The sequence below is a fragment of the Rhodoplanes azumiensis genome, assembly GCF_042682915.1.
Taxonomy (GTDB): Bacteria; Pseudomonadota; Alphaproteobacteria; order Rhizobiales; family Xanthobacteraceae; genus Rhodoplanes; species Rhodoplanes azumiensis.
On sequence record NZ_JBHUIW010000004.1, the window covers coordinates 199,341 to 213,343 of the forward strand.

The 14,003-nt window shown below is 69.4% G+C and carries 14 protein-coding genes; 2 read left to right on the forward strand and 12 right to left on the reverse strand.

Going from position 1 to position 14,003, the window contains the following annotated elements:
* Positions 1 to 21 precede the first annotated feature (21 nt).
* The gene (locus ACFSOX_RS06095) at positions 22 to 1,209 is read left to right on the forward strand and encodes a thiolase family protein (protein ID WP_378476899.1); all 1,188 of its coding nucleotides are present in this window, start codon (positions 22 to 24) and stop codon (positions 1,207 to 1,209) included.
* A 213-nt stretch (positions 1,210 to 1,422) separates the two neighbouring features.
* On the opposite strand, the gene arsH is transcribed toward ACFSOX_RS06095, so the two are convergent.
* The 8 genes from arsH to ACFSOX_RS06135 all read right to left on the reverse strand — a co-directional run bounded on the left by arsH (position 1,423) and on the right by ACFSOX_RS06135 (position 9,181).
* Positions 1,423 to 2,196, reverse strand: coding sequence for an arsenical resistance protein ArsH (gene arsH, locus ACFSOX_RS06100; protein ID WP_378476900.1), 774 nt, complete (start codon positions 2,194 to 2,196; stop codon positions 1,423 to 1,425).
* Between the two features lie 33 nt (positions 2,197 to 2,229).
* Complete coding sequence (locus ACFSOX_RS06105; protein WP_378476901.1) at positions 2,230 to 3,450, reverse strand: MFS transporter; 1,221 nt, start codon at positions 3,448 to 3,450, stop codon at positions 2,230 to 2,232.
* A gap of 99 nt (positions 3,451 to 3,549) precedes the next feature.
* Positions 3,550 to 4,398 carry an arsenite methyltransferase gene (locus tag ACFSOX_RS06110; RefSeq protein WP_378476902.1) on the reverse strand — a complete coding sequence of 283 codons (849 nt, stop codon included), beginning with the start codon at positions 4,396 to 4,398 and terminating at the stop codon, positions 3,550 to 3,552.
* 13 nt (positions 4,399 to 4,411) lie between these two features.
* Positions 4,412 to 4,756 (reverse strand): ArsR/SmtB family transcription factor, encoded by a 345-nt coding sequence (locus tag ACFSOX_RS06115; RefSeq protein ID WP_378476903.1) that lies wholly within the window; start codon positions 4,754 to 4,756, stop codon positions 4,412 to 4,414.
* Between the two features lie 76 nt (positions 4,757 to 4,832).
* Positions 4,833 to 5,627 carry a sulfite exporter TauE/SafE family protein gene (locus tag ACFSOX_RS06120; RefSeq protein ID WP_378476904.1) on the reverse strand — a complete coding sequence of 265 codons (795 nt, stop codon included), beginning with the start codon at positions 5,625 to 5,627 and terminating at the stop codon, positions 4,833 to 4,835.
* A 301-nt stretch (positions 5,628 to 5,928) separates the two neighbouring features.
* Positions 5,929 to 7,134 carry an ABC transporter permease gene (locus ACFSOX_RS06125; RefSeq protein ID WP_378476905.1) on the reverse strand — a complete coding sequence of 402 codons (1,206 nt, stop codon included), beginning with the start codon at positions 7,132 to 7,134 and terminating at the stop codon, positions 5,929 to 5,931.
* Complete coding sequence (locus ACFSOX_RS06130; protein ID WP_378476906.1) at positions 7,134 to 7,853, reverse strand: ABC transporter ATP-binding protein; 720 nt, start codon at positions 7,851 to 7,853, stop codon at positions 7,134 to 7,136. The genes ACFSOX_RS06125 and ACFSOX_RS06130 overlap by 1 nt, the downstream gene beginning before the upstream one ends.
* Before the next feature lie 11 nt (positions 7,854 to 7,864).
* Entirely contained in the window at positions 7,865 to 9,181 is a 1,317-nt protein-coding gene (locus ACFSOX_RS06135) for an efflux RND transporter periplasmic adaptor subunit (protein ID WP_378476907.1), read from the reverse strand.
* Positions 9,182 to 9,719: 538 nt separating this feature from the next.
* Here ACFSOX_RS06135 and ACFSOX_RS06140 point away from each other — a divergent pair.
* Positions 9,720 to 10,484, forward strand: coding sequence for a sulfite exporter TauE/SafE family protein (locus ACFSOX_RS06140; RefSeq protein WP_378476908.1), 765 nt, complete (start codon positions 9,720 to 9,722; stop codon positions 10,482 to 10,484).
* Positions 10,485 to 10,633: 149 nt separating this feature from the next.
* Here ACFSOX_RS06140 and ACFSOX_RS06145 read toward each other — a convergent pair whose 3' ends face one another.
* The 4 genes from ACFSOX_RS06145 to ACFSOX_RS06160 all read right to left on the reverse strand — a co-directional run bounded on the left by ACFSOX_RS06145 (position 10,634) and on the right by ACFSOX_RS06160 (position 14,002).
* Entirely contained in the window at positions 10,634 to 11,551 is a 918-nt protein-coding gene (locus ACFSOX_RS06145; protein WP_378476909.1) for an MBL fold metallo-hydrolase, read from the reverse strand.
* Between the two features lie 118 nt (positions 11,552 to 11,669).
* Positions 11,670 to 12,917: an ABC transporter permease gene (locus tag ACFSOX_RS06150; protein WP_378476910.1), complete on the reverse strand. Its 1,248-nt coding sequence runs from the start codon at positions 12,915 to 12,917 to the stop codon at positions 11,670 to 11,672.
* A 1-nt stretch (position 12,918) separates the two neighbouring features.
* Positions 12,919 to 13,338 (reverse strand): hypothetical protein, encoded by a 420-nt coding sequence (locus tag ACFSOX_RS06155; RefSeq protein ID WP_378476911.1) that lies wholly within the window; start codon positions 13,336 to 13,338, stop codon positions 12,919 to 12,921.
* Complete coding sequence (locus ACFSOX_RS06160; protein WP_378476912.1) at positions 13,325 to 14,002, reverse strand: ABC transporter ATP-binding protein; 678 nt, start codon at positions 14,000 to 14,002, stop codon at positions 13,325 to 13,327. The genes ACFSOX_RS06155 and ACFSOX_RS06160 overlap by 14 nt, the downstream gene beginning before the upstream one ends.
* Between the last annotated feature and the right edge of the window lies 1 nt (position 14,003).

Here is a 14,003-nt window from a genome sequence, read left to right on the forward strand (position 1 = left end):
GGGCCATACGAGGATTCTGCCATGTCGAAGCCCGAAGTCGTCATCTGCGCGCCCGTTCGCACGGCGATCGGAACTTACAACGGCTCGCTCAAGGCGACGCCGGCGGTGCAATTGGGAGCGACCGTCATCCGGGAGACGCTCCGCCGGTCGACGGTCGATCCCGCGAAGATCGAAGGAGTCGTTTTCGGCAACGTCATTCAGGCCGGGAACAAGATGAACCCCGCACGCCAGGCCGCCGTCGCCGGCGGCGTGCCGGTCGGGGCGCCGGCCATGACCGTGAACCGCGTCTGCGGCTCCGGCGCCCAGGCCATCGCCTCGGTGGCCCAGGACATCTGGCTCGGGCTCGCCAAGGCCGAGGTCGCCGGCGGAATGGAGAACATGGACACGGCGCCCTACCTGATGACCGGCGCCCGATGGGGCTATCGCATGGGCGACGCCCAGATCTACGACGCCATGCTGCGGGACGGCCTCAACGATGCCTTCTCGGATCAGCACGCCGGCTGGCACACGGAGGATCTCGTCGCGAAGTTCGGGATCAGCCGGGCCGATCAGGACCGATGGGCGGAACGCTCACAGACGCGGTTCTCCGCGGCCCAGGCCGCCGGCCGGTTCGACGCCGAGATCGTTCCGGTCGAGATCCGGGGCCGTAAGGGGCCGGAGCAGTTCGCCCGGGACGAGCACAACCGGCCCGACACGACGCTCGAGTCGCTCGCGAAGCTGAAGCCGGCGTTCCGCAAGGACGGGACGATCACGGCCGGCAATGCGCCGGGTCTCAACACCGGTGCGGCCGCCATGATCGTGGCGGAGCGTGCCTTCGCGGAAGGCGCCGGCCTGACGCCGATGGCCCGGCTGGTCGCGTTCGGGCTCGGAGCGGTCGACCCCGGCATGTTCGGTATCGGACCGGTGCCGGCCGTGCGTCAGGCCCTCGACCGCGCCGGCTGGTCGATTTCCGCGATCGAGCGGATCGAGATCAACGAGGCGTTCACGGCGATCACGCTCGCCGTGCTGCGCGAGCTCGGCCTGGCGGAGGACATCGTCAATGTCGAAGGCGGCGCGATCGCCCACGGGCACCCGATCGGTGCGACCGGCGCGATCCTGACGACGCGGCTGCTCCATTCCATGAAGCGGGACGGGCTGAGCCGCGGCATCGTCACGCTGTGCATCGGCGGCGGCCAGGGGATCGCGCTGGCCCTCGAAACGGTGAATTGACCCGGCCGAGGCGGTCCGGGCCGGTGGATCCGGTTCGGACCGTCGATCACTCCGCGTGGGAGCCGGCTTGCAACACCCCGGGCGGCGGCGGACGGCCAGATATCTCGTCCCGCTCCCGGACAGGAGTCGCACGCGTCGACTATCGACGCACGACGGGGCGCAGCGCGATCGCCATGGGTGGCGCTGCGTCCGACCCTGCGAGGTGGAGATCGGTCAATCGGCGTTCTTCGTGTCGGACAGCCCTGCCGGCCGCTCGACGGACCTCTCGTGGCTGATCGCAATCGCGCTCAGGTCGGTGCCGGCGTCCCTCGACCCGCCGGCTTTTCGCTCGCTGTACCGGTCGGTCAGGTAGTCCGCGCGGTCGCGCACCAGCAGCGTGAACTTCACCAGCTCCTCCATCACGTCGACGACACGATCGTAGAGGGGCGACGGTTTCATGCGCCCCGCGTCGTCGAACTCCTGAAACGCCTTCGGCACGGACGACTGGTTGGGAATCGTGATCATCCGCATCCACCGACCGAGAACACGGAGCTCATTCACCGTATTGAAGGATTGCGACCCTCCCGAAACCTGCATGACGGCGAGCGTTCGCCCTTGCGTCGGCCGTATCCCGCCCACCTCGAGGGGCAGCCAATCGATCTGGCTCTTGAAGAGTCCCGTGATCGTCCCGTGCCGTTCGGGCGAGCACCAGACCTGGCCTTCCGACCACATCGACAGCTCGCGCAGCTCCGCAACCTTCGGATGGCTCGGAGGCACGGTGTCGGGCTGGGGCAGGCCCCGCGGGTCGAACACGCGGGTCTCGGCGCCGAAATGCTTCAGGAGGCGTTCGGCTTCCAGTGTCAACAAGCGACTGTAGGAGCGCTCGCGCAACGACCCGTAGAGCAGGAGAATTCGCGGAGGGTGCGCCGACACACGTGTCGGCTGAAGCTTCTGCCAGGACGGCAGGTCGAGGTGCTCGACCGCCGCGCTCGGAAGATCGTCCATCATTCGACCCCTTCTGGTAGTGCTGGAGAGAGAGATTCATGAGCGTGGCCGATCGCCGCCGCGGCGATCGACGAGCAGCAAGGCCGCGGGTCCGACGAGCGCACCAAGCCCCATGGCGGCGAAGGCGGCGCCCCATCCGGCTCCGGTTCCGGCGCCGACGCCGCCGAGCACCCAGCCGAAGGCGAGAGGCCCGGCGAAGGCCCCGGCGAACCCCACCATCGAATAGACGGCCATGATCGCGCCGCGCTGGCGGGTGTCGCCGGTGGCCACCACGGAGGACGTCAAAGCCCCCGATTCCGCCGCCACTGCGACGCCATAGACGAGACAGAGTCCGATCAGCGCCGCCGAGACGACCTCGCCGGCCGCGAACCCCACCACCGGCGCGAGCGCCGCGGAGCCGATCATGACGCTGACGATCCAGCGGCGGCGGCCGATTCTCAACGCGAGCTCGTTGCCGCCGACGCTCGCCGGCAGCAGGAGCAGGGTCAGGACCGCCGCGACGAGCGTCGGCTCGATCTGAAGCGGATCGCCGGGCCGCCGCGCGTAGGCAAAGGTCAGGAAGGCGACCGCCCAGGACCACAGGCCAAAGAGCTCGAAATTGTGCGCCCCGTAGGCCACGGCTCGGGCCATCACGGCACGGTCACGCAGCACGGCACCGAACGGCTGCCGACCAGGGTCTTGCGGCGCGGCAGTTCGCCGGCGCGCTCGCCCGCGAAACACCATGGCGACCGTGACGGCGGCCGTCACGGGCCCGATGGCAGCCAGGCCGAAGGCCCAGCGCCAGCCGAGCCACGTCGACAGAAGGCCGATCATCGCGAACGAGAAGCCGGTGCCGATGGCGTAGCTCGAGGTGTAGAGGGCGACGGCGCGGGACTGCGCCGCCCCCTCCAGGCGGTCGGTCAGAAGTCGCAGTCCCGGCATGTACGTGCCGGCCAGACCAGCCCCCATGATCACCTGGAAAAGCAGAGCCGACCAGAAACCATGGACCAGAAGTGCGAAACCGAGCGCGCCGATCGCCGTGGCGAGCATCGAGGGCAGATAGACGCGAAGCGGATCGGTCCGGTCGGTCCGCGTCACCAGGACCGGCACGGCCAATCCGTAACCGGCGTAGAAGGCGCCGCTGACCCAGCCTGCCTGCGAGGCGGTGAGATCCCATGCCGCACTCAGCGACGGGAGTTGCGCCACGAACCCGGCATAGGCGGCCATTCCGGCGACTTCGGCCGCGCAGACGAGCGCGACGAGCGGCTTGGCGTTCATCCGCACACCATCCTCGGCGGCCAGACCCGATGATGGTCACTGCCCGGGCTGGATACTTTTCTGCACGAGGCGCAGCCCGTCGATGCGACGCGCCATGCGTCACCCGCCGCAGCAGGACGGGCCGCAACAGGCGCCGGCGACGCCGGGCTTGCGGGCGCGGATGAAGGCGCCGAAGAACTTGCCGTCCAGCTCGGCGGCCAGGGCGTCGACGTCGTGGCCCTTGCCGACCAGGAGGTCGCGGGCGTCCTCGACCTTGTAGACCCGAGTGGGCTCGATGGCGATGTCGACGAAGCCGGCGGCGGCGAGCTTCGCCGCGTAGTCCGCCTCGTCGAGCGCGCCGGCCAGGCAGCCGACCCACAACAACATGTCGGTGCGCAGCGCCGCAGGAATGTCGCCGCGCGTCACCACGTCGGACACGGCGAAGCGGCCGCCGGGCTTCAGCACGCGGAACGCCTCGCGAAGAACCCGGTCCTTGTCGCCCGACAGGTTGATCACGCAGTTCGAGATGATCACGTCGACCGTGTCGTCGGGCAGCGGGATCGCCTCGATCTCGCCCTTCAGAAACGCGACATTGTCGAGCCCCGCCTTGCGCTGGTTGTCGCGCGCGAGCGCCAACATTTCGTCGGTCATGTCGAGGCCATAGGCCTTGCCGGTCGATCCGACCCGGCGCGCCGACAGCAGCACATCGATGCCGCCGCCGGAGCCCAGGTCGAGCACCGTCTCGCCCGGCGCCAGCGCAGCCAGCGCCGTCGGGTTGCCGCAGCCGAGCGACGCCAGCAGCGCCTCGGCCGGCACGCCCTCGGCTTGGCCCGCATCGTACAGATCCGTGGTGATCGGATCGCAGCCGCCGCGACCCGATCCGCAGCAGGCACTGCCGCCGCCGGCGACCTGCAGGGCCGCCTGGGCATACTTCTCTCGCACGACGTCCTTCACGTCCGGTCCGGTCATGGCCGGCCTCCTCTCAGCAGCAGGTGATGTCTTCCGGGCGCACGACCTTGGTGCGCGTGCAGCATTCGGCGTAGAGAAAGGCGAGCAGCTCGCCGAGCGCCACGGCGTCGGCCGTGTAACGCAGGAACGTGCCTTCGCGGCGGACCTTCACCAGGCCTTCCGTCTTCAGCTTGTCGAGGTGATGAGACAGCGTCGACGGCGTGATGCCGAGGCTCTCGCCGATCTCGCCGACGACGAGCCCCTCGGGATGGGCGGAGAGGAGGAGCCGGACGATCCGCAGGCGCGGCTCCGCCCCCATCGCGGCCAGCATGTCCGCGAAGCGGACCACCGCGGCATCGTCTGGGGCATCGTCCGGCATGGCGCCTCCTATTTTTCTATTTCTACCATTATCGAATTATAAAGTCCATCCCTCTTCCAAGCTGACGCGCGAGTGTTCACCCGTGCCGCCAGACCTTCACGGACGAGACGACGAGGATCAGCGCCAGGATCGGCAACAGGACGGGATCCGGGACGATCCCGAGCAGGCGCCCCCCGACGAAGGTGCCGGCGATCGATCCGGCCGCCATGACCAGCACGAAGCTCTTGTTCCGGGCGACGACCGCGAAGGCGCTGTCGCGGCTGTAGCGGGTGAAGCCGACGATCATGGTCGGCAGGCTGACGGCCAGCGACAGGCTGCCGGCGAGCTTGATGTCGGCACCGAACAGCAGGACCAGCGTCGGAATGAGAAGCTCACCGCCCGCGACACCCATCAACGACGCGACGACACCGATCGCGAACCCCGCGACGATCCCGGCGACGATCTGCCATCCCCCCGAGAACAAGGGCTCGGCCCCCGTCGTCCCGTGCCCGAGGACGAGAACCACGGCGATCAGCACCAGAAGAACGGCGAGGACGCGGTAGAGGGTGCGCGAGCCGAGCTTCGTCGCCCATCCGGCCCCCAGCCACGCGCCGAGCAGGCTGCCGGCGAGCAGGTTGACGATCGTCGGCCAATTCGCCGCGACGGTCGCGAACGGCACCGTCCCGGCCCGGAACGGCAGGGCCGTGGCGACCACCACGAGGCTCATGGCCTTGTTGAGGATCACGGCCTCGAGGGCGCGAAACCGGAACGGCCCGATGAGGAGCGGCAGCCGGAACTCGGCGCCGCCGAGGCCGATCAACCCGCCGAGTGTGCCGATGAGGGCACCTCCTCCAAACGCGGCAGCCGGGTTCCGCCCTTCCGAGTCCGTCATCTCATCAGCCCAAATCCGGGACGGCGAGATGTCTATGCGCCGATGCATGCGCCGGCAAGCTCATCCTCGCAGCACGCGCGGCGATCGGAAAGACACGAGGCAGGTGATGGGCGTCTCGCCCCGATCGCGCGACGTTTCGTGGGGAGATCCACCGGACTCCGGCCGACCAGGGACCAGGTTCGGTTTCAGGCCCTGCCCTCGATCAGGATCCGCACGCGAATCGAGCACCGGTCTTTCGGCACGACATCCAGTCGGCGACGGCTTTCGGGACGCGCGGCTCGCCCACCGTGGGAACCGCGCCTCATTCGTGGCGCAAGGCCTCGATCGGATCGAGATGGGCGGCGCGACGGGCCGGAAAATAGCCGAAGACGAGCCCGACCACGGCCGAGAAGCCGAAGGCGATCAGGATGATCCAGGGATCGAGCAGGAACGGCACCTTCAGCCGGCTGGTGGTGAGCCAGGCGAGGCCGAGGCCGAGCAGAATGCCGACCAGCCCGCCGAACAGGGACAGCACCGCGGCCTCCACGAGGAATTGCCGCAGCACCTGGCCTTCCAGCGCCCCGATGGCGAGTCGGATGCCGATCTCGCGGGTGCGCTCCGTCACCGAGACGAGCATGATGTTCATGATACCGATGCCGCCGACCAGCAGGCTGACCGCCGCGACCGCGCCCAAGAGACCGGTCAACACCAGGGTGGTGCCGACCGTGGTCTGCACGAGCAGCTTCATGTCGCGAACCGCGAAGTCGTCCTCCTCGCCGGGCGAGATATGGCGGCGCTCGCGCAGCAGCCGCTCGGTGTCGGCCTGGATCTTGGCCGTGTCCACCCCGTCCTCGGCCGCGATGTAGATCGAGCCGAGGTCGGTGTTGCCGACGACCCGGCGGTGGAAGGTCCGCAGCGGAACCAGCAGCACGTCGTCCTGGTCGGCGCCGGTGCTCGACTGCCCCTTGGGCTCGAGCAGGCCGATCACCTCGCACGAGACGGTCCCGAGCCGGAGCGTCTGACCCACGGGATCGTTCGGCCCGAACAGCTCCTTTCGCACGGTCGCGCCGACGATGCAGGCCGCCCGGCCTCCGCGGATCTCGGTGTCGAGGAACTGGCGCCCGGACGCGAGCTGCCAGTCCTGGGTCACGAAATAGGCGTTGTCGGTGCCCGTGACCAGGGCCACGTGATTGCGCGATCCGTAGACGAGCTTGACCGACTTCTGCGCGACAGGCGCGACCGCGCGCACGCCGGCGAGCTGCTCGCGGACCGCCTCGACGTCGCGGATGTTGAACGGCTTCGCATCGGTGCTCGCGCGCCCCGGCCCGAATTGTCCGGGACGGACGAACAGGAGATTGCTCCCGAGCTTCGACAGGTCGGCGCTCACCTTGGCGGTCGTGCCCTTGCCGACCGTGACCATCGCGATGACGGCGGCGACCCCGATGACGATCCCGAGGATCGTCAGGAACGAGCGGAGCGCGTTGCGCCTGATCGCCCGCATGGCGAGAAGAACGGTTTCGAGCAGCATCACGCGGCATCCCGTCGTGGCTCGTCCTGCTCCAGCCGGCCGTCACGGAAGCGAACCAGGCGGCGCGCGCAGGCCGCGATCTCGGTCTCGTGCGTGACCATCACGACCGTGATGCCGTGATCACGATTGAGGCCGGTGATCAGATCCATGATCTCGCGGCTCGTCCTGGTGTCCAGATTGCCGGTCGGCTCGTCGGCGACGAGAACCGCCGGCTCGGTGACGATCGCCCGGGCGATCGCCACGCGCTGCTGCTGGCCGCCGGAGAGCTGCGAGGAGGTGTGATGCTCGCGCCCGCCGAGCCCGACCCGGGCGAGCGCTCGGACCGCGAGGCGGCGGCGCTCGGCCGGGCCGATGCCGCGATACACCAGCGGCAGCTCGACGTTCTCGACCGCGGAGGTGCGGGGCAGCAGGTTGAATCCCTGGAACACGAAGCCGAGGAAGTGCCGTCTCAAGAGCGTCCGCTCGGTCCGGTCGAGGGCGCCGACCGACACGCCCTTGAACAGGTACTCGCCCCCGGTCGGCGTGTCGAGACAGCCGATGATGTTCATCGCCGTGGACTTGCCGGACCCGGACGGTCCCATGATCGCGACGAACTCGCCCGCCGCGATGTCGAGATCCACGCCGGCCAGCGCATGAACGGCCGCCTCGTCCGATCCGTAGACCTTCGTCACGGCGCGGAACGCGATCAGCGGCACCTGAGATCGGCTGCCGTCCGACATGATCGCCCTCCTCAACGCTTGCTCGACACCGCGTCGACGACCACGGCATCGCCGGGGGAGAGCTGGCCCTTGCGGATCTCGGTCACGCGTCCGTCGCTGGAGCCGACCGACACCGGGACGGCCACCGGAGCACCGTCGCGCAGGATCCAGACCTTCTGGTCGGCTTTCGGGCCGCGGCCGGCGTCCTCGTGCTTGCTGGGCGGCCGCCGCGTCGCGGACGGAACGCTCGGCAACAGAGCCTTCAGGAATCCCCCGCCCTGCTGCGGCGCCGCCGGCGGGGAGAACCGCAACGCCGCATTGGGGACCAGAACGGCATTCTCGACCTCCTGGACCAGGATCTGAGCCGTGGCGGTCATGCCCGGGCGGATCGAGAGATCCGAGTTGTCGATGCTGAGCACCGCCTTGTACGTGACCACCCCCTGCACCACCTCGGAGCCGAAGCGGATGTCGCGGACCGCGGCCGGGAACTTGCGGTCCGGATAGGCGTCCACCCCGAACGTCACCTTCTGGCCGACCTTGACCTTGCCGACCTCCGCCTCGTCGACATCGACGAGAACCTCCATGCGGTGGAGATCCTCTGCGACGACGAACAGAACCGGAGCCTGCAGCGAGGTCGCGACGAACTGCCCCGGATCGACGCCGCGCTTCAGAACGACGCCGTCGATCGGCGAGACGATCGAGGCTTTCGCGAGATTGATCTCCGCGAGGCGGAGATCGGCCTCGGCTGCCGCGACCTCGGCGACGGAGAGGTCGTGCTGGGCGATCGACCGGTCGTGGTTCGCCTTGGCGACCTCGAGGTCTCGCATCGAGCCGGCACTGGTTTGCGACAACAACGCCTTGCGATCGTGTTCGGCGCGCTTCTCGGCGATCGTGGCGATCGCCTCCGCGACGCGCGCTTTCGCCGAGCTCAGGCGTGCCCGCGCGCTGGCGACCGTCGCGGCGAGCTTGTCGGGATCGAGCTCGGCCAGAACCTGACCGCTTCGGACCACGCTGTTGTAGTCGACCAGAACCTTGCGGATCGTTCCCGAGAGCTCGCTCGAGATGCTGACCTGGGTGATCGGTTGCGCCGAGCCCGTCGCCGTGACGACGACCGTCAAGTTGCCGCGGCTGACCGGCTGGGTGGTGAAGCGGATGCCGTCCCGGCTCGCGCCTCCGGGCCAGAACCCATACAGCCCCAGCGCCAGCCCTGCAGCGACCAGGACCGCGCCGAGAACACGCCATCGACGGCGAGATCGACTGCGTTGCTTCCCGACGGCGAGCACGGCCTCGACCGCGGCGATGTCGGGCGCCCGATTGTCTGCCAGCGGTGTCTCGGCCTTGTCGAGCATGGTCGTCGCCCCGGTGAGCGCACGTCGGTGGCAAGTGGAAGCGACCGTAATCCGGCTCGGCTGGGCCGATCGTGATCAGAATCAACTTTCGTTCCCGAGATGCGCGAACACAGACCTCCGCGAAGCTGCCGCGGTACTGAAAAACCACTATCGAAGGAGCCGGCCTTCTCCGCTCCGAGCGGACCGAGTCGGTCGTCGGTCACTGCCGAACTCTTGTCGTCGGCGTCCGATCCAGTCCGTCCCTCTCGTCGCATTTCATTGGAGACCCACTCTGCTGACGACGCGCTGACGATCTCGGCACGTCGCGGCCGAAGCGATTGGCGCGAGCCCGGATCGACCGACGGTCGACGCTCCGCGACCGGCACCTGTGACCTTAGAGGATGAGCGTCGCCGAGCCCGGGGCCGGCTCCGGCCGCCGCGGTCGACAGGGCAGAACTGCAACGGGTCGGCTACAGACCGAGCGGCCCGGGTGATAGGAGTGGCTGCAGATCGGCACTCCGCAATGGGTCACTTGCGCCGCGAAGCCGCGAGCCCTGTCATGATCACCGCACTCGCCACCGGCGCGATCCTGGTCGTCTCCGCCGTCTTCGTGACGCTCGGGCTCGGCGGCGGCATCTTGTTCGTGCCGATCCTGCACTGGACCGGCCACGACCTGCAGAGCGTGGCGATCCCGCTCGGCCTGCTGCTCAACGGGCTCAACACGCTGCTGGCCCTGCTTCCCTACGGCCGGGCCGGCCTGGTCGACTGGCGCGGCGGCGCGCCGATCGCCGTCTCCGCCGCCGCGACGGCCCCGCTCGGCGCCGGCGTTCAGCCCTGGCTCGCCTCGGAGACGGTGCTTCTGCTGTTCGCCGGCGCCGTCGTCCTCGCGGCGCTTCGTGCCCTCGGGGGGACTCCGAAAGGCGGAGGCCCGGACGAGAGCACCGGGCCGGGGACCGGGCGCTTCGCCGTCCGGCTCGTCGTCGGGGCGGCGGTCGGCTTCGTCGGCGGGCTCCTCGGCATCGGCGCCGGCTTCCTCGTCGTTCCGGTGCTCGTGGCGCTGCGCTACCCGCCGCGGCGTGCTGCCGCGACGACGGCCCTGGTCGTCACCGTGTGCTCCTTCGCGGGCGTCGCCGGCTACGCGCCGACGCTCGACCTGCCGGTCGGGCCGACCCTGCTCACCGTCGCTGCCGTTCTGATCGGATCCAGGATCGGCACCTTGCTGATGCTGCGCACGGCCCGCCCGGCCTGGATCATGCGCGGCTACGCGATCGTCCTGGCCGGAGTCGCCGCGATGCTGTGCGGCGAGGTCTTGGCGCGGCTCTGACCGCCGCCGCGGTCAGCGGACCGGACGCTGCAGCCCCGCGCTCCGCGCCTGCCGGGCGCGTCCGAGAGCACGTCGCTCGGTGCGCATGACGTCCCACATTCTCCGGCCGCACCGGGCGGCAATTCTGGACGCGACGAACGGCCGACCGGCTACTGCTCGTCGAACTCCAGTTGCTCGAAGACCGCCTGGGCATTGCGACCGGCCAGCTGATCGGCGCCGGTGAGGCGAAGAAACCGTGACTGGTCGATCCGGGCCGCGTCGCTCATGCCGCCTCCCTGCTTCACGATCTTTCGGACGGCATCTCGCAGGTGAGCAAGGTAGTCTCGCGTCGCGGCGGTCGCGCCTGCCAATGTGGTCGGACGGCCATGGCCGGGCACGACGACGCTCGGCTCGAGGGCCGCCATGGCGTCGAATGCCGTGATCCAGGCGTCGACACGCGACACGGGCAGGATGCCGAGCATCCGATCGACGAAGACGATGTCGCCGGCGAACACGATACGACGGCTCGGCAGCCAGACGACAGCATCGCCCGGCGTGTGGGCCACGCCCGTGTGCCGCAACTCGAACCGCTCTCCCCCGATGACGAGATCGAGACGCTCCCGGAACGTCTCGTCGGCGAACGCAGGTGTGGTTCCGGCCAGGGTGTTCTCTCCGACAAGAGTCGACAGGATGGTCCACTGCTGGTCCAGCCGCTCCCGCTGATCCTCGACCGCCCGCGCCGACGCGATGATGCGAGCGCCCCTCGCCTTCCAATAGCCGTTGCCGAGCCAGCGATGGTCCTGACCCCCGGTATTGATGACGGCGACGACCGGCTGCGCCGTCACCTTTCGGATCTCACGATCGATCGCCGCGGCGCCCGCGGCGCTTCCGCCGCTGTCGATCAGCACGACACCGTCCGTCGTCAGCACGACGCCGAAGGTCGCGTTGTTCCCGAGATTCTCCGACGAGCGTTGGCCCAGGTCGCCGACGACGGCCCAGACGTTCTCGGCGACGGCGACCATTTCCAGCCCGAGCGCCGATCGTGCGCCGATCACGAACAGGCACACCGCAAGCATCATCGATCGCATTTGGTCCTCCCTTGAAGCGACGATCTGAGTTGCCGGCTGCACCAGGGTTCCATGACGGTCTCCGGATCCGCCCTGTTCGCTGCCGGCTCATCCCGCATTCGAGGTGGATCGCTGGGCCTCAGCCCTGCTTGAGGGTTGCCCACAGGCTCTCGTTCGAACCCCTCCCGGACCACAGCCAGCCCCACAGGCCGCAGGCTGCGGCCGTCACGACCGGCGGGGCGATCCAGTCCCACACGGTCGTGGTCGCCGGCAGCCGGACCGCGGTACTGGCCGCCTTGAAGCCGCCGCCCGCGAAATCGGCCGGGTTCTCGCCGCCGAGGCTCGCCGGCAACGTCAGGGTGACGTGCTCGACCAGTCCGAGGGCCAGCGCGAGAACCGCGAGGGCGATCAGGCCGGCGAGCAGTCCCTGGATCAGCATCTCGACCGCGATCTGTCGGCGGACCTGCGTCTCGGTCCAGCCCAGCACCCGCAGGACGGCGATCTCGCGGCGACGCTCCGCCGCCACGCCGAGCACCAGCATGGCGCTGAGCGCAAGCGCCACGGCCGCCCCGACCGCGACCACGACCGGACCGAACCGGCCGATCGTCTGCGACACGCCGCCGAACAGCTGCAGCATCGTGCCGGGCGAGACGACGGAGGCGCGCGGCATCCACCCGGCGATCCGCTGCTTCACGTCCTCGGTCGCACCGATGTCGCCGACCTTGAGGAAGACCTGGTTGACGAGCCCGGGCCGCAGGCCGGCGAGCGACCGGGCGATCTCGACGTCCATGTAGAAGTTGCTCGATGCGATCTGGCTGCCGTCCTTGATGTCGACCACGCCGGCCACCGTGAACGGCCTCCCGGCGATCTCGACCGTGCCGCCCGGCGCCAGCCGATAGAAGGCGCCGTAGTGCCGCTCGACGAGCAGCTCGTGCTTCCCCGGCTCCGGCAGCCGGCCCTGGTACAGCCAGTCACGCACCCGCGCCGGACCGAGGGCCGCCGTGGTCGTGTCGAGCGGAATGCCGCTGATCGAGTAGAAGCGTCCGGCCCCGAGGTTCCACAGCAGCACGAAGCCGCCGGCCTGCGTGACGCCCGGCTCCCTGGCGAGACGGTCGAACTCCTCCGGCGCGATCGGCTGCGCCGAGTACGGCAGCATCACGCCCATGTCCTTCGGGACGGCGCTCTGGACGGCGCTCCGCTGCACGATCAGGTCGGCGCCGAGGCTGCGGAACGGAACCGTCGCCACGTCGGCGAAGGAGCGACCGAGGACGCCGAGCAGCACGACCAGGGCGGCGGCCAAAGCGAGGCCGCCGACCAGCAGGAGCGTTCGCCGCCAGCGCCAGGTGATCTCGCCGACGAGATAGCGCCAGTGCACGACCGTGGCCATGTCAGTCCGCCGTCTCGCCGAGCGCGGCTCTCAGGGCGGCTTCGAGATCGGCCGCACTCCACTGGCCGTTCATCCCCATCGGATTGCCTGCCGCGGCCGGAAAATTCACGAATTCGACGGTGCGGCCATCCGGGCGCTTGAACGCCTTGCCGCCGTCGATCAGCACGACGATCGGGATGTGCCCCTTGAGCCCCACCGCCTTCAACCGCTTCTCGCCGTCCGGCGCCTCGATGTCCATCTCGACGACGCGGATGCGGCCGGCGTAGCGCGCGAGAACCTCCCGGACCGGCTCCAGCGCCTTGCGGACCGGCCAGTGGCCCATCGCCAGAATCTCGACGACCGGCTGCGCCGCCAGCACCGGGCGCACATGGACTGCCGCCGCGGCGACGATCAGGGCGAGTGCGGTCCTACGCGTCGGCATTGCAGATCCTCCCGTCCTTCATCTCGATCGTGGTGTCCGCCCCGGCGGCGATGTCGAGGTCGTGGGTGACGACCAGAAGCGTGGTTCCGCAAATCCGGCACATGTCGAGCAGGAGCCCGAGGATGTCGGCGCCGGTCTGGGCGTCGAGGTTGCCGGTCGGCTCGTCGGCGAGCAGGATCGGCGGGCCGTTGACCAGGGCACGGGCGATCGCCACGCGTTGCTGCTCGCCGCCACTCAGTTGCGCCGGCCGGTGGTCGGCCCGCTCGGCGAGCCCGACCTGCTTCAGCAAGTCGAGGGCGCGGCCGCGGTGCTCGTCACGGCTCTTGGTGGCATCGAACACGGTCGGGAGCAGCACGTTGTCGAGCGCCGACAGCGAGGGGATCAGGTTGAAGTTCTGGAACACGACCCCGAGCGAGCGGCGCCGGAGATCGGCCATTGCCGACTCGTCGAGGCTGCCGAGGTCCTGACCGTCGACCAGCACCCGCCCGCTGTCGGCCCGTTCGAGGCCGGACACGATGCCGAGCAGCGTGCTCTTGCCGGAACCCGACTTGCCGATCACGGCGGCGAAACGGCCGCGCGGAACCTCGATGTCGATCCCCTTGAGAACCTGCAGGTCGCCGTAACGCTTGGTGACGCCTTCGACCTTGATGGCTGGACCGTTCATG